This window comes from Pseudomonas alvandae (genome assembly GCF_019141525.1).
GTDB lineage: Bacteria > Pseudomonadota > Gammaproteobacteria > Pseudomonadales > Pseudomonadaceae > Aquipseudomonas > Aquipseudomonas alvandae.
Window position 1 is genome coordinate 3602198 of the sequence record NZ_CP077080.1, and the last position, 16431, is coordinate 3618628.

Annotated in this window: 10 protein-coding genes; 2 read left to right on the top strand and 8 right to left on the bottom strand. The window is 61.9% G+C overall.

What is annotated here, in order from left to right; all coding sequences use genetic code 11:
* Positions 1–133 precede the first annotated feature (133 nt).
* On the top strand, positions 134–1495 hold the full coding sequence (locus KSS97_RS16030; protein WP_217859594.1) for a cation:proton antiporter: 1362 nt from the start codon (positions 134–136) through the stop codon (positions 1493–1495).
* Here the strand turns inward: KSS97_RS16030 and KSS97_RS16035 are convergent.
* The 3 genes from KSS97_RS16035 to KSS97_RS16045 form a co-directional block, all read right to left on the bottom strand.
* Positions 1476–2012, bottom strand: a complete 537-nt coding sequence (locus KSS97_RS16035) for a hypothetical protein (RefSeq protein ID WP_030140608.1) — start codon at positions 2010–2012, stop codon at positions 1476–1478. The two genes, KSS97_RS16030 and KSS97_RS16035, sit on opposite strands and share 20 nt — an antisense overlap.
* A gap of 252 nt (positions 2013–2264) precedes the next feature.
* Complete coding sequence (locus KSS97_RS16040; RefSeq protein WP_030140607.1) at positions 2265–3557, bottom strand: PQQ-dependent sugar dehydrogenase; 1293 nt, start codon at positions 3555–3557, stop codon at positions 2265–2267.
* Positions 3554–3982: a DUF2231 domain-containing protein gene (locus tag KSS97_RS16045; RefSeq protein ID WP_217859595.1), complete on the bottom strand. Its 429-nt coding sequence runs from the start codon at positions 3980–3982 to the stop codon at positions 3554–3556. Before KSS97_RS16045 ends, KSS97_RS16040 begins: the two co-directional genes overlap by 4 nt.
* Positions 3983–4272: 290 nt before the next feature.
* On the opposite strand from KSS97_RS16045, the gene KSS97_RS16050 reads away from it, so the two are divergent.
* Positions 4273–8451 carry a DUF5801 repeats-in-toxin domain-containing protein gene (locus KSS97_RS16050; RefSeq protein WP_217859596.1) on the top strand — a complete coding sequence of 1393 codons (4179 nt, stop codon included), beginning with the start codon at positions 4273–4275 and terminating at the stop codon, positions 8449–8451.
* 86 nt (positions 8452–8537) lie between these two features.
* On the opposite strand, the gene KSS97_RS16055 is transcribed toward KSS97_RS16050, so the two are convergent.
* From KSS97_RS16055 to KSS97_RS16075, 5 genes are all read right to left on the bottom strand, one after another.
* The gene (locus KSS97_RS16055) at positions 8538–9257 is read right to left on the bottom strand and encodes a response regulator transcription factor (RefSeq protein ID WP_198796808.1); all 720 of its coding nucleotides are present in this window, start codon (positions 9255–9257) and stop codon (positions 8538–8540) included.
* A gap of 543 nt (positions 9258–9800) precedes the next feature.
* Positions 9801–11174: a TolC family outer membrane protein gene (locus KSS97_RS16060; RefSeq protein WP_217859597.1), complete on the bottom strand. Its 1374-nt coding sequence runs from the start codon at positions 11172–11174 to the stop codon at positions 9801–9803.
* A gap of 2 nt (positions 11175–11176) precedes the next feature.
* Entirely contained in the window at positions 11177–12502 is a 1326-nt protein-coding gene (locus KSS97_RS16065; protein WP_198796806.1) for an HlyD family type I secretion periplasmic adaptor subunit, read from the bottom strand.
* Positions 12471–14255: a type I secretion system permease/ATPase gene (locus tag KSS97_RS16070; RefSeq protein ID WP_198796805.1), complete on the bottom strand. Its 1785-nt coding sequence runs from the start codon at positions 14253–14255 to the stop codon at positions 12471–12473. Before KSS97_RS16070 ends, KSS97_RS16065 begins: the two co-directional genes overlap by 32 nt.
* A gap of 135 nt (positions 14256–14390) precedes the next feature.
* Positions 14391–16391 carry a M10 family metallopeptidase C-terminal domain-containing protein gene (locus tag KSS97_RS16075; protein WP_217859598.1) on the bottom strand — a complete coding sequence of 667 codons (2001 nt, stop codon included), beginning with the start codon at positions 16389–16391 and terminating at the stop codon, positions 14391–14393.
* Between the last annotated feature and the right edge of the window lie 40 nt (positions 16392–16431).

Below are 16431 nucleotides of genomic sequence, written 5' to 3' on the forward strand. Positions count from 1 at the left end.
AAAAAATTCCCCTGGACCGAAAAGCGGTCGGATAAACGGGACGCAGGCGATTTGCGGCGGAACCCTCGCTTCGCCGTGGCCCTCGAATGAAGCAAGCCCGTCCAGGTGAAGCACCGTTATCCAAGGAGCAACCATGATCTTCACAGTGTGGGTAGCCGTGCTCGGTGCGGTCTTGCTGACCTTGGCCCTGACCGCCTCCTACCTGCGCTGGATGCCCGTGACCACTTCCGCGGTTTGCCTGGCGCTGGGGGTTGCCATCGGCCCGGCGGGGCTTGGACTGCTGAGGCTGGGAGTCGATGACTCTTCGGTGTGGATGGAGCACCTGACGGAAGTCGCCGTGGTGTTTTCGCTATTCGTCAGCGGGCTCAAGCTGCGTTTGCCGTTGAAGAACCGCAGTTGGCGAGTGGCGTATGGGCTCGCAGGTCCGGTGATGATCCTGACGATTGCCGGGCTCTGCCTGGCGTTGCATTACCTGTTTGGGCTCGGTTGGGCGCTGTCGTTGCTGATCGGCGCGATGCTGGCGCCCACCGATCCAGTGCTGGCGGCGTTGGTGCAGGTCAACGATGCCCGGGATGATGACCGGGTGCGCTTCGGCCTGTCCGGGGAAGCCGGATTGAACGATGGCACGGCGTTTCCCTTCGTCATCCTGGGTCTGCTGATGTTGCGCGAGGACGACAGCGGGTTTCTCGGCGAATGGGCGTTGCGCAACGTGCTTTGGGCGGTGCCGGTGGGCTTGCTGATCGGCTATTGGCTGGGCCGTGGCATCGGCAAGCTGACCTTGTCGATGCGCCTCAAGAACGCCGACAGCACGCTGTCCCCCAACGACTACCTGGCCCTGGCCTTGATCGCCCTGGCCTATGTCGCGGCGGAATCGGTCCAGGGCTACGGTTTTCTCTCGGTTTTCGCCGCGGGCCTGGGGCTACGACAGGCAGAGGTCCAGTCCACCGATGAAAACGCGCCGCCCGCCGAGCACCTGGTGCAGCCGGTGGTCGGCCACGAAGCCGTCGATCCCGAGCAGGCAGTGCACGGCGACACCCAGGCCTTGGATGAAGGCCAACTGGCGGCCGGCGTGATGATGGGCGACATGCTGGCGTTCGGCAGTCTGGTGGAGCGTTCGATGGAAGTGTTCCTGGTGACGCTTCTGGGGGTGGTCCTGGCGAATCATTGGGACTGGCGGGCCCTGGCGATTGGCGCCTTGCTTTTCGCGGTGATTCGCCCGCTGAGTGTGTTGGCGATGCCATGGGGAAGACTGCTGGACCACCCGCAACGGCTGTTGATCGGCTGGTTTGGCATACGCGGCATCGGCAGCCTGTTCTACCTGTTCTATGCCCTGAACCATGACCTGCAGCCCGAGGCCGCGCGCCTGTGCATCGACCTGACCTTGTCAGTAGTTGCCCTGAGCATCCTGGCCCACGGAGTGAGCACCCAACCTGCACTGGCGTGGTATGAGCGCCAGCAAAAGCGAGGCTCAGCGATCAACCACCGGGATCGCTGACCTGGATAAACACCGAGTAGACCCCGAGCAACACCCAGAACGCCGCAAAAATCCACGGTGTGCGCACCGAAAACAACAGTGACTTGCGATACCCCTTGTGGGTCGACTCCCGCTCGCTGAACAGCGGCGATTCATCGTAGGCCAGGCCCATCAGCGGTTCACTGCGCAGCAATTCGCTTTGCTTGAAATGCCAATGGTCGATGATTTCATAAGCCGCGCGAATGCCCGGCCAGGCATTGAGCGAGCTCAAGAAACCGAGCAGCGCCAGGAACGGCGGCACGATCAGCGTGAAGAGCTTGCCCCATTCAGGGTTCAGGTTGGCCATGCACGAAGCGAACGCGATCACCAGGAAGGATTGGGCGGCCAGGTAGGCGTCGGTCCGATTGGCGAGGATGCTGGTTTCGTACTGGATTTCCCGGCGATAGAAATCCAGTCGTTCCTTGGGGGATCCGAAGAGCTTGGCCTTGTGTTCGGTCAGTTCTTCTTCCGGGGTTTGCTGGGTAAGGATTCTGGGCATTGCGCAGCGGGGGCCTTGGGTTTGAATGAATGAATTTGGAACGGCCTATGGGGGGTGAGTTCAAACCGATGGACCGGAGGTGGTCGCCACAGAAGTTCGTTTCCAATGTGTGCTCACCGGCCCCTGTGGGAGCGGGCTTGCCCGCGAAGAGGCCGGTACATCCAGCATTTTCATCGACGGGAACACCGCCTTCGCGAGCAAGCCCGCTCCCACAGGCGAAATGCGGTGCCCTCACCAGAACCAGGTTCAAGCTCACGGCTTGCGGGTAACCCGCCACACGGTATTCGCCAAGTCATCGGCAATGATCAGCGCACCACGCGGATCCACCGTCACCCCCACCGGCCGGCCACGGGTCTTGCCATCGGAGCCGCGGAAGCCCGTCGCGAAATCGACCGGCTCACCCGAAGGCCGACCGTTGCTGAACGGCACGAAGATCACCTTGTAGCCCACCGGCTGGTCACGGTTCCAACTGCCGTGCTCGCCAACGAATGCGCCTTCGGCGAATTTCTCGCCCATGGCCGCAATGGAAAAATCGACACCCAGGGCGGCGACATGGGAGCCCAGGCTGTAATCGGGCTTGACCGCAGCGGCGACTTTTTGCGGATCCTGCGGCTGCGCCCGTGGATCGACGTTCTGCCCCCAATAGCTGTACGGCCAGCCGTAGAACGCGCCTTCGCGCACCGAAGTCAGGTAGTCCGGCACCAGGTCCGGCCCCAGTTCGTCCCGTTCGTTGACCACCGCCCACAACTGCCCGGACCCAGGCTCGATTTTCAACGCCGTCGGGTTGCGCAGGCCAGTCGCATAAGGCCGATGGGCGCCGGTCTCGGCGTCGATCTGCCAGACCATCGCCCGGTCGATCTCGACTTCCATGCCGCGCTCGGTGATGTTGCTGTTCGAGCCGATACCGACATACAGCGAGCGTCCGTCAGGGCTGACGGCCAGCGATTTGGTCCAGTGATGGTTGATCGCCGATGGCAAGTCGGTGACTTTGACGGGCGCCCCGCTCGCCTTGGTCTGGCCGTCCTGATAATCGAAGCGAACCAGCGCGTCCTGGTTCGCCACGTACAACTTGCCGTTCGCGAATGCCAGGCCGTAGGGCGCGTTGAGGTTTTCGGCGAAGACCGTCTTCAGTTCGTAAGTGCCGTCGCCATCGGCGTCGCGCAACAGTGTCAGGCGGTTGCCGCCCTTGACCTGGGTGTTGCCCTTGGCCTTGATGACGCTGGCGATCACGTCCTTGGGCTTGAGCTTCGCCGCGTTACCACCACGGCCCTCGGCCACCAGGATATCGCCATTGGGCAAGACAAGTGTCTGGCGCGGGATCTTCAAGTCGGTGGCGATGGCGGTAATTTCGTAGCCCTGGGGCACGGTTGGCTTCTGGTCCCCCCAAGCCACCGGCTCGGCAATTTTCATGCTGGGCAAGAGGCTACGCTGAGGCTCCGGCAACTTCGGGTCCGGGCCGCGTGCTTGGGTGGCGTCCCCTTCACCTCCGCAGGCGCTCAGCAAGAGTGCCATGCTCACGGCCGTCAATGCGATGCGAGGCTTCATTGTTCACCTCCCGAACGCAGGCTGGTCAGTCCGACCCAGGCCGCCACGCAGGCCAGCAGGGTCACCACGACGGACAGCGCCAGACCCTGGGGCATCACGGCCCAGGCATCCTTGGCGTGCTCGAAGGCGTTGACCAGCCCCAGCACCCACGTGGCGAGCAATAGCAGGAAATACCCTACCGGACGCCCGGCCTTGCGCTCCGCGCGGATCAGGTTGACCAGCGCGAACAACAACGCCAGCCCACAGAACAGCAGCCCGCCGGCGATCAGCCAGGAAGCGAAGTTGCTCCATTGGATCTGGTAGGTCTTGTAGTAGGCGATATCGCTGAGCAGGCCGCCGAGAAACAGCGGAACCGTGCCGGCAAGCAGGACCGCATGCAGCGGCCCTGGCGTGCTTCGGTAGTAAGGATGGGCGGTAACGGTCATGACAGCTCCTTATCGTTCAGCGTCCCTGGTGGGTATTGCCATAGGAAAATGGCCGGCCTGGGCGCGTTGATTGATACCTAGGAAACTGATCGTGCCGCCAAAGCGATAGTTCCGACATTTTCACGACCGCGAGCCTCCTGGCCCGGCTTGCAACGCCTATCACCGTCCTAGTCCGAAACTCCTGCACCGCTTGGGAGTATCGGCCGATGCGCAATCACCCCGCGCTTATCCATAGTTGCGATCAATGGTCAACGGTCAGGCCTTGATGACCGCATGCTCTGGAGAAAGTCATGACTATTCGCGAGCAAGACTCATCACTGCTGAGTGATCCGACCTCGCTAGACGCATCAAGCATCAACACCGGCCTTGGCGTCGTGGCAACCGGCGTGAACGTCACATTGGACGAAACCGCCAACTTGCAGAATGCCGCTGCCACCCCCGCCCCGGCAGGTGACGCCGACGACAACGACATTCTGGTAGCCTCCCTGCCCTCGACCTTCGCCAGTCGCCTGACCGCACTGGGCGCTGGCACGGCGACCGGCGCGGCCCTGAGTGGCTATACCGGCGCGGTAGGCAACACCGGCAGCGATGCCTTCACCCTCAACGCCGCCCCCGGGGCCGTGGTGACCGGCATCAGCTTCGTCGGCAGCGATGGCGCGCCTCTCAATGGCGTCGACAGCGGGCTGGATACGCTTGGCGGCGCCAATATCCTGCTGTACACCGATACCAACGACAACATTGTCCTCGGCCGGGCCGGCGGACCCAGCGGTGCAATCGTCTTCGCCGCCTACATCGATGAAACCGCCACCGGTGGCAAAATCTGGACCGTGCTTTACCAACCGCTGGCGCAACCGGTCACGACCAACCCCGACGACGCAGTCAACCTGCTCGACAAAGTCTTCGTCGGTGCCAGCCAGGATCTGGAGTTCAGCCTGGCCGGAGCGCCTTCCGGCCAGAATCTGTTCCTGATGTACACCACGACGAACCCTACGACCGAACTGGTCAACGGCGTGCTGCGAATCACCGACCCCACCATCATCGCCACCGGTAAAGACCCTGCCGACCAGTCTACCGGGGTCAATATCAATACCGGCGACACCATCAACACCAGCCAGGCCGGTGGGCCGACCACGTTCGGCACCAACAATCAGATGATCGTCGAGCAGGAAGGGATTCGTTACTCCTTCGTCACCGGTGCCCGGCAGGACATGACCATCCCCAACCTTGACCAGAACGAAGCGGACGTGGAGTCCAACATCGATTTCACCGATGTCTTCGATACGAAGATGGCCAACTTCGACGTGGTGCAGTTGCAAAGCGGCAAGACGGCGGTGGTGAAGATCAGCGCCTTCAGCACCGCGGCGGAATCCGGAACGAATTTCGTCAACGGTTATGTCGGTGATGCCTCCGTGGCGATTACCAACGTGCGCGTCATCAACATCGCCACGGGTGTGGTCGTCGAGAACTCGGACGGTACGGCCAACGACGCGGGCATCGTCATCAGCTTCGCCTCTGGGGTCGCAACCATTACCGGGGTCCAGGCCGGCTACCAGATCGAATACACCACGACGGCGGACCACAATCGGGTATTGATCGAAAACGGCGCAGCGCTCGATGCCAAGGGCAATAACCACGCTGACTTCGATATCGGTGGCTTCACGTTGGTCCAGGCGTCGGTGGCTAAAACCGAAATCGGCTCGAAGATCATCTTCGAAGACGATGGGCCCAGCATCAGCACCACCGGCACCGAACCCACGCTGACGGTGGACGAGACAGTCCTGGCCACCAATGCCACACAGAACTTCGCCGCCAACTTCGTCTCCGCGTACGGGGCCGACGGGGCCGGTACGCTGGCCTACGCCCTGAGCGTGGTAGCCGGCGCTTCCGGGTTGACGGACACCGCCACCGGCGAGGCGGTCAACCTGTCCCTCAACGGCACGGTGGTGGAAGGCCGAACGGCGACGACCCATGAGCTGGTGTTCACCGTCAGCGTCGCCAGCAATGGCGATGTCACGCTGGACCAGCTCCGGGCCGTGGTGCATCCCGATACCACCAATCCCGATGACGCCACGACACTGACCTCCGACGACCTGGTCAAACTCACGGCGACCAAGACCGACGGTGATGGCGACAGCGTCCAGGCGACGCTCAACATCGGCCAGAACCTTTCGTTCAAAGACGACGGTCCAAGCGTCAATACGACTGGCTCGGAGCCAACGCTGACGGTGGACGAGACGGCCCTGGCGACTGACGCCACCCAGAACTACGCCGCCAATTTCAATCCATCCTACGGCGCCGACGGTGCCGGCACGCTGACCTATGCCTTGGGCGTGGTGGCGGGCGCTTCCGGACTGACCGACACCGCGACGGGCGAAGCGGTTAACCTGTCGCTCAACGGCACGGTGGTGGAAGGTCGCACGGCCACCACCAACGCTCTGGTGTTCACCGTCAGCGTTGCCACCAACGGTGACGTCACGCTGGATCAGATCCGGGCGGTCGTGCACCCCGACACCAACAATCCCGACGATGCCAAGACCTTGACCTCGGATAACCTGGTCACGCTGACCGCAAACATCACCGACAAGGACGGCGACAGCGCCCAGACGACGCTCAACATCGGCCAGAACCTCTCGTTCAAGGATGACGGCCCCAGCGTCAGCACCACGGGTACGGAACCAACGCTGACGGTAGACGAGACCGTATTGGCGACCAATGCCACGCAGAACTTCGCCGCCAACTTCCTTTCGGCGTATGGCGCCGACGGGGCCGGTACACTGACCTACGCCTTGGGCGTGGTGGCGGGGCCTTCCGGCATGACCGACACGGCCACGGGCGAAGCGATCAACCTGTCGCTCAATGGCAATGTGGTGGAAGGCCGAACAGCCACTACCAACCTGTTGGCGTTTACCGTCAGCGTCGCCACTAACGGCGACGTCACACTGGATCAGATCCGGGCGATGGTGCATCCCGACGCGACCAACCCCGATGACGCTAAAAGCCTGTCCTCGGACAGCCTGGTCACACTCACGGCGATCAAGACCGACAAGGACGGCGACAGCGCCCAGGCGACACTGAACATCGGCCAGAACCTGATATTCGAGGACGACGCTCCCTCCGTTGCGTTCGGCAATTTGATCGGTACCGGAAGCGTCCTGCCGCAATATGGCTTCTGGAACCAGTCCGCCGGCGCCGATGGACTCGGTGCGGCCGGTCTGGACATTTCCTTGGTGAACGGCCAGTTCACCCTGGTCAGGCCCGACGACACGACCACCACCGGAACCGGTACGCTCACCGAACAGGCGCCCTCCCCGGACGGAAACGGCGCCTACCACTTCGCGGGCACGCTGACCGGTGACTTCGACAACAATGCCGCCACCGCGGACACCTCGGTCGACTACACACTCACCGCCTACGCTAATGGCAGCTACGCGCTGGACCTGGTGCAGGGTTTCAGTTCGACCATCGTGCGCAGCAGCGCGGACGGCGCCCTCGGTGCCGGCGGCCCGGATCCGGTGCGTACCTTGCTGATCCCGGAAACCAACAACCCGGCCATTCCATCAGCCTCCGAGGAAATCGTGTTCTTCTCGGCAAAAGCCCTCGCCTCGCCGACGGACATCCTCGCCGGCATCGGCGTCGGACTCGCCGATCCCACCGAAGCCGCGCTGCAAACCACGCCACTGCCGTCGTACATCGACCCGGCGGCCATGAACGTCAGCACCTCCGGCATCGGGGTCTCCAACAACCTGCTCCAGGGCGACAACCTGGTGGCGATCGGCGCGGCGGATGAGAGCTTCGTGATCAACCCGGAAAGCCTGGTCTCGGGCATGAAAATCTTCATCGACAACTCCGTGGCCGGCTATAACACCGCGACCGAAGACCTGTATTTCCGGATCTACTACGAGGACGGCACCTTCTCCAACCTCATCGAAGTGAACACCCTGACGCCGGAGGCCGGCGGACAAGTGTCCTTCGACATCGAGCGCGAGGGCACGGCGATGATCGATGCCGTCCAGCTCACGATGGGCCGTGGCGCGATCAAGATCCCGGTGATCCAGTTCATCCAGGAAACCGAGAACCTGGCCAGCGATGTCCAGTTGAGCTTCAACGCGACATTGACGGACAAGGACGGTGACACGGCAACGAGCGTCTTCGATGCCAACCTCTTCGCCGATAATCCCGACGACGCGCTGTTCAGCTACACGCTGGCAGGCACGGGCGGCGAGCGCGATGCCTTCAACGTCGACCTGTCATTCACCGAGAATACGTACCAGGTCACCGGCTTCGATGTCAGCCAGAACCTGCGCGATACCTTGGTGCTCGACGGCGACCAGGGGGCGGTGGTGCAGTCAATCGACAACGCCGGAGCCGACAGCATCGTGACGGTCGCCGAGACGGGAGGACAGATCACCACCATCACGCTGGTCGGCGTGGACCTGCTCAGCAGCGACGTGGTGCTCGGCGCCGCATGACCGTAACGCGTGCATGAAAAATGCGGGGAGGGCCTGGAAACCCTCCCCGCATTGTTTTGGTAATCAACTCGTCTGTCCGACCCGGCTCAGTCCAACTCGACCCAAGTGGACTCGGGCGGCTCCTCGTTATGGGTCAGCCCATGCTTGAGGGCGTACATCAGCAAGTCGATCCGATTGATGAGATCGAGCTTCTGGTAGATGTTGCTGAGGTGGTTGTGCACCGTGTGCTCGCTGATGCCCAGGCGTCCCGCGATGCTGATGTACTTGGCGGACGGATCGCCGACGATGGCTCGAATCAGCTCTTTCTCCCGCAGAGTCAGTCGCGCCTGTTTCGCCTGCTCCAGGTTGCACTGGGTGGGTACGTGGCCGATCGAGGCATAACCTGAGAGGCCTCCAGCCCAGGCCCTGTCCGACCCGCTGTCACGGTGATGAACCTTGATGATCGCGCGGATGATCGATTCGGTCGGGTCCTCGGCCAGCACCACGCCACGGGCACCGGCCTCGATCGCCTGGGCAACCGGGACGGCTTCGTAGAGTCCCTTGAGTACCAGCACTTTCATCTCGGCACTGCGGGTAAGCCCGGCAACAACTTCTAGCGGATTGAGCGCGTCCGGAAAGAAACTGAAGAAAATTACGTTGGGCCGCAACTGGTCGGCCAGATCCAGGGCGTTGGTGTAGGTAGACGCCTGGCCGCTCACTTCCATCTGTGGCTTTCTGGCATTGATCAGGTCGTGAAGGCCTCGGAGCACGAGGGGGCGACAGTCGATCAATAACACACGTATGGGGTCCCTGTGGTCCGGTCTCATATTGATACCCCCCTGAACAACAAACGGTGGGGTTCGTCCTGTGAACCAGCGGCGGATGTGCCTGTGTGAGGAAGCCGAACAAGACCATTGAAACCATTTAAACAGGAATAGTTATCAACGACTTACACATGATCATGCGTTGCTCTCGAGTCCGTAGGCTGAGTCTAGGCCAGCGTAACGCAACGCCGGTTCCGCAGGTGGGCGTTAGTTGACGCGGCTTGGCACTCGCAGGAAGAAGGCTTTAAGGAGAACTTGAGAATCGGCTAGAAAAATCAATGAGATAACGTTGGTAAAGGGAAATGGGTAGCGGAATTACATCGTTCCTGACTCGTCAATTAATCGACGAGCGGTGTATCAGCGTTGGTAACTACGATGATGACGTCAATTAATCGGCATTATTGGCAGCGTTGTCCCGTTTCCCTGTGGGAGCGAGCCTGCTCGCGAAGGCGGCTTCACGGCAGAAATGCCGTCCGCTTGAAGCCGCCGACAGCTCCCTCGCCACGGACATCAGCCAAACGAGAGAAACGCGCGGGGGGATTTCGATCAACGAAAATCCTGTCCAGCGCTGCCGGGGCTCAACCACCCATTCACATTTTCGATGCTGTCGGCCGGCGGTCTGCCTGCCCAGCGGTTGAGCGTCAGGACATTGCTGAGAAAATCATACTGGGTCTTGAGCAGATCCCGCCGGGCACGGAACTCGTTGCGTACGCTAGCCAGCACATCGACTGAATTGACCATCCCGTAGCTCAGCGCTTTTTCCGCGGCCACCCTGGACAGCTGCGCCGACTCCAGCGCCAACCGGTTCGCACCGATTTTTTCACCATTGGAATTGGCAGTCAGGTAGGCACTGGTGATTTCCTTGACCACCCGCCGCCGCACGGCTTCCATCTGCTGCTCGGCGACCACCTGATCCTCATACAGCCCACGGACCCGCGCCGAGGTCGATCCGCCGCTGTACAGCGGCACTTGTAGGCCGATTCCCGCGACGTAGCTGTCGGTGCGGGGGGCCAGCGAATTGTTGTAGCCCTCGTTGGTTTGTTGCGCGCTCAGGTTCAGGCTCAGGGTCGGATAATGCCCGCCTTTGCCGCTGCGCAACGCCGCACCCGCCGCTTCGACGCCGCTTTCGTTGGCCTTCAGCGCCGGATTCAAGGCGATGCCATCGCGAACCCAGCTCTCCAGGCTCTGCGCCGACACCTGCAATTGCCGATCACCGCGGACCCGGTTGAGCCGTTCCTTGACCGGTCGACCGACAATCTCCGCCAGCGCCTCGCGGCTGAGGCTGGCCTGGTTGCGGGCGTCCAGTTCCTGCGCTGAAAGCAGATCCACCCGGGCCTTCAAGTCCAGCTGATCGGTGATCAAGGCCAACTGCTTTTCGTACAACGCATTGACCCGGTCCAGGCTCTTCTGCGTGGTGCGACGCTCCGCCCTCACCAGTTCCAATTCGTCCTCGGCGGCCAACGCGGTGAAATAGCGCTGCGCCAGTTCGACGGAGGCTTCGGCCTGGGTGTCCTGCGCTTGCGATTCGGACTGCCGGGCCAGGCTCTTGAATTTTTGATAGTTCTCCCAAGCGGCCTTGTTGTAGAGGTATTGGCGCAACACCAGGCCGTAGCTCTCGCTGTCGAAACTGCGTTGCACCAGGTCGCTTTCCTGATGGATCCGATTCGAACCGGCATTGAACGACAGTTGCGGCAGCAGTGCGCCCATCGCCTCGCGCTGGTGCTCGGTTCCCGCCTTTGCCTGCGCATAGGAGGCAATCACATGCGGGTCCTCCAGCCGCGCTTCGCGATACAACTGCATGAGGTCGGTGGAATACGTCGAGACGGTTACCTCGGTGGGCACCGCGACCTCGGTTTGCGCCACGGCGACGCCCACCGCCAACACCCAGACACTGCCCAGCAAAGCGGCCGACGCGACCATGGTCATTCCTCGATCATCGATTGGGAAAGAGCATTGCGAGCCGGCTGCATCAAGTACTGCAGCAGCGTGCGTTGCCCTGTGATAATCAACACATCCGCCGGCATCCCCGGCAGCAATTTGCGCTGACCCAGGGTCCGCGCGCCTTCCTGGGTCACTCGCACTCGCGTCAGGTAGTAGGCCGTCCCGGTTTTTTCGTTGGTCGTGCGGTCGGCCGACACGCTGCTGACCTCGCCTTCGATCACTGGCGTGGTCGCACTGTCGAAGGCGCCGAAACGGATGTCGGCCCGTTTGCCGATGGCGATGCGATCGATATCCACCGGCGCCACCTGGGCTTCGATCACCAGGTCGGAAATCGACGGGACGATGTCCAGTAACGGCGTCGCTGGCCGCACGATGCCGCCGATGGTGTGCACCGTCATGTCGATCACCATGCCCGCCTCGGGCGCGCGGATGACTATGCGGCTGAGCCGATCCTCCAGGGCCGAGGTTTTTTCCTGCAGGTCGTATATCTTCGTCTGCACCTCGGCCAGTTGCTTGACCACGTCAGCGCTGAATTCATTGTCGATCTGCAGGATCTGCAGCTGTGTCTCGTTGATTTGCAAGCGCGTGCGGTCGATGGTCGAGCGATGATCGGCGACCTCGGAACGCAACAATCCCAACTTGCGTTCCTGTTCGAGCAAGCGCTGCTTGTCGACGAATCCTTGCTTGAGCAGTTCGGACAGCTCGCCGATTTCGCCACTGTAGGATCTCTCCAGCTGGACCTTGGTGCCGACCATCGATTCCAGGCCCTTGATCTGCTGGCGGTACTGCCCAATGCGCTCGCGCAGCACGGCGATCTGGCCCAGGCGCGAGCCCTGCCGGGCGCTGAATACCCGGCGCTCGCCCTGGCGCGCCTCCATTCCCCGTACATTCTCAGGCTCGGTAATGTCGCCAAAGCCCACCGTCGAGGCCATGTCCCGCTCGGCAATCAGCCGCGCCTCCATGGCCTTGGCGGCGATCAGTTGGCTTCGGGTCATCTCGTATTCGAAACGCAGTTGCGCATCGTCGAGGATGATCAGCGGATCATCCCGCTTGACGACGTCGCCGTCGTGAGCCAACACCGCTTTGACGATGCCGCCTTCCAGGTGCTGGACGGTCTTGCGATAGGCCTGCACGGTGACGACACCTGGCGCATACGCCGCACCATCGAGCGGTGCGAAGGCCGCCCAGGTGCCGAACAGGCCGAAGATCAGCCCGACGATAATCACACCGAGGCGGCGTATCTTGTGGTCGGCTGTTGGCAGGTCGGCGAAGCTTTCAATTTGACGACTGGGCACCACAGGGTTCATCGGAATCACCCTTGCCGGCATCGACCGAAGCCACGCCGGAGGTTGCGGGCACGGCTGGCGTCTGTGCCTGCTGTCGCTGCGCGTTGAGTTCGGCCAGGACATGCTCGCGAGGCCCATAGATGCTGATGACACCGGCGTTCAACACCATCAACCGGTCAAGCTGCGACACGATGTTGGTCCGGTGGGTAATGACGAACAACGTCGCGCCAGTCAGCTTGAGCTGCTGCACGGCACCGGCGAGGGCGCGGTCGCCGACATCGTCCAGATTGGAGTTGGGCTCGTCGAGGATGATCAGTCGCGGGCTTCCATACAGCGCCCGCGCCAAGCCGATGCGCTGGCGTTGTCCGGCCGAGAGCATGATGCCTTCGCTACCGATGACGGTGTCGTAGCCGTCGGGTAGCAGCAGGATCATCTCGTGGACCCCGGCGGTCATCGCCGCCAGGATGACTTTCGCCGAATCGACCTCGGCGAAACGGGCGATGTTCTCGCCGACGGTGCCTTCGAACAATTCGATGTCCTGGGGCAAGTAACCGATATAGGGACCCAACTCCTGTTTGTCCCAGGCGCTGATGTCCGCACCATCGAGCCGAACCACCCCGTGTTGCGGCGGCCAAACGCCGATCAACGCCCTGGCCAGGGTCGACTTTCCCGCCGCGCTGGGGCCGATGATGCCGACCGTGCAGCCGGCCGGCGCGCTGAAGCTGATGTTCTTGATGATCGGCGTCCTGGAGCCCGGCGCCGCGACAACCAGGTTTTCGACCTGGACATGCCCTTGGGGCGCTGGCAGAGACATGCGCTCGGGTTGCGCTTGCAGCTTGTCCAGAACGTCGTTCAAGCGGCCATATTGTGAGCGCGCGGCGATAAACCCCTTCCAACTGCCGATGATCAGGTCGATGGGGGCCAGTGCGCGCCCCAGCAGTATCGATCCCGCGAACACCAGCCCCGCCCCCACTTGATGGTCCACCGCCAGGTACGCCCCGAGCCCCAGTACCAGCGATTGCACGAGGAGCCGGAAGGTCCGCGAAAGCGTGCTGATGATGGCGCCTCGGTCGCTGGCCAACGACTGCAGGAGCAGCACGTTGCGCTGCCGCCGTCCCCAACGGTCCATCAGGGTTTCAAGCATGCCCATGGATTCGATGACTTCGGCGTTGCGCAGATTCTTCGTCGTGTGGAGCGTGGCCCCGATATGCTCCTTGTTGGCCTGGGCCAGCGCCGGTCCCGTCAGCCGCTCGTTGAGCACGGCGAGCGCCAGCAGCAACAGCGCGCTGCCTGTCGCCACCCAGCCAAACCAGGGATGGAAAAGAAACATCACAGCGATATAGATCGGCAGCCAGGGCGCATCGAAAAACGCGAACAACCCGTTACCTGAAAGAAACTGCCGCAAGCCGGTCAAGTCGTTGAGGGATTGGGCTGACGCATCCATGCCGCCACTGTCCAGGGCCCGTTTGAAGCTGGCCCTGTAGACCTGGCGACTGAGCAGCACATCCAGGCGGGTACTGACCCGCACCATGATCCGTGAGCGAATCCATTCCAGGGAGCCGAGCGTAATCACCAGGGCGGTCATGATCAGCGTCAGCATCGCCAAGGTCGTGAGGCTTCCACTGGTGATCACGCGTCCATACACCTGGAGCATGTAGAAGGTCGGGACCAGCATCAGCGCGTTGATGAAAAAGCTGAAAAAACCGACAGAAATGAAACTCTCCCGGCAGGCTTTCAGCGCTTTCTTCAGACTGCTTTCAGGTGCGCTTCGCATTGAAACCCCCTGCCCGGATAACCCTCCTCTGGAGCGTAGATCATGCCGGACAGGGGCGTGTAGCAATTGGCCAGAATGTTTTCGGATCCAGTCCCCGGCGACAATCGGGGACCAGGACACGGCATGGCCGGTCGTCTAGCCGAATTGCTCCGGAGCCGCTACGCCCAGGAGCTGAAACTCGGCAGAAGCGTCCTCGCCGGAAGCAAAGATGAAGTTATTGTCGCTCAGTTGCGAAGCCACATTGCCCTCCAGGGTGATCTCGAATCGCCGTCCTTCTTCATCGGCGTTGTAGCTTTTCAGGTAGGTCCGCTGGCCGTCTTCGCTGACCACCGCTCGCAGCGATGTGTAGTAACCGCTCCAGAGCTCGGTGAAGCCCAACGCGGACACATCGATCTTGTCGGTGAGCGGATTGAAGTCAGTGATCCGATCCTGGAAGTTGCCGTCGGCCGTGCGAAAGCTGTCCGCCAGGGCGTCGTAGCGAAAGACATCCGAACCTTCGCCGCCCGTGAGCACATCACGTCCCTGGCCGCCGTCGATGACATCGTGCCCATTGCCGCCCGAAACGACATCGTTGCCCGCCCCGGCGATGATCCGGTCGCCGACCACCGAGCCCACCAAGCGATCGGCCGATTCCGTGCCCTGGATCAGGTGCGGCGCAAAGATCACGTTGGTCTCATTGAGGGCCTGGGTCAGGTCGCCGTCCAAGGCCAGTTCGAAACGATTCCCCTGCCAGTCCGGTTCGAAGCTTTTCAGATAGGTTCGCGTCCCGGCCTCGTTGACTTGCACCGCCAGGGTTCCGTCCAATCCATTGCCGAACCCGCTGAACCCCAGCGACGTCAAGTCGATGCGATCCAGGTTGGCGTCGAAGTCGGCAATGCGATCACTCACGACTTGGCCGTCGATGCGATAGCTGTCGCCGATCGTGTTGATCCGAAAGACATCGGCACCGGCGCCGCCCTCCAGCACGTCCCGTTGCCCCGCGCCATCGAGCAGGTCGTCGCCGGCGTGGCCGCTGAGTCGTTCAGGGACATAGGTGCCTGAAAGGACATCATCGCCCTGCCCTCCGTCGATGCGCGGCAACACGCCCTCAAGTGCGCCGAAGGTGGTGTCGAGCGTGCCGTCGGGGTTAAGCCGGATGAGGCTGAAATCAGGGTTGCCGAAATAAGTGCTCTGTCCCGCCACCAGGATCTTTCCGTCCGCCAGGACGGTGATGTCCCGGGCCATGTCCCGATCCCCGGTCAGGTCGAGCACCGCTACGCCGGCATTGCCGAAACTCGTGTCCAGGCTGCCGTCCTGATTCAGCCTGATGATCTTGAAATCGAAACCGCTGCCCTCTTGTTCGCCGCCACCGGCCAACAGGATCTTGCCATCGGCCTGGACGGTGACGGAGGCTGCCAGACCGGCCACCTGCGTATCGACCAGGCCGTCCGTACCGAAACTGTTGTCGAGGCTGCCGTCGGCATTCAAGCGCGCGACCACCATTTCGCCGTTGTAACCCGGCACCAGCAACTTGCCGTCCGCTTGCAGGGTGAATCCGTATCCCTCCAGCGCGCCTATGTTCGGGATGTTGAATTCGATGGCGTTGCCGCCATTGAAGGTCGAGTCGACCGTCCCGTCGGCATTGAGGCGACTGACCGAAAACAGGTTCTCGTAGCTGTCATGATTCGACACGAGGATCTTGCCGTCAGGCTGTACCCTGGCGCTGGCATAATCACCCCACGCCATCGGCACGATGGCTTTGCCGTTGACACCGAACCCTTGATCCAACGTGCCGTCGGTATTGATCCGAATCATGGTGATGCCGGACGTGAATTGCGGATAGACCAGCAAATATTTTCCGTCCGGCTGCACGGCGGCACTGTAGCCTTCCCCCGGAAAATAATCGTGAGGAAGCTGCACCTTGCCGTCGCCGCTGAACGTCGTATCGAGGGTGCCGTCGGCGTTGAAGCGAATCAGTGAGGTCCGGTAGCCTTCGTATTCCCAGCCCGTATCTACCCCTGTCATGCCCGCCAGCCATATCTTGCCATCCGGGGCCACGGCGATTTCGCTGGTGTCGTTATAGCCGTCCAGATCGACGAAGGTCTTCCCGGTGCCCGCTCGCGGCGTCAATCCTGCGTTGCTGTCTGCGTTGTCCATGCTGAGCCTTATGTGTCGATGGGAAACTCCAGAAAATTTC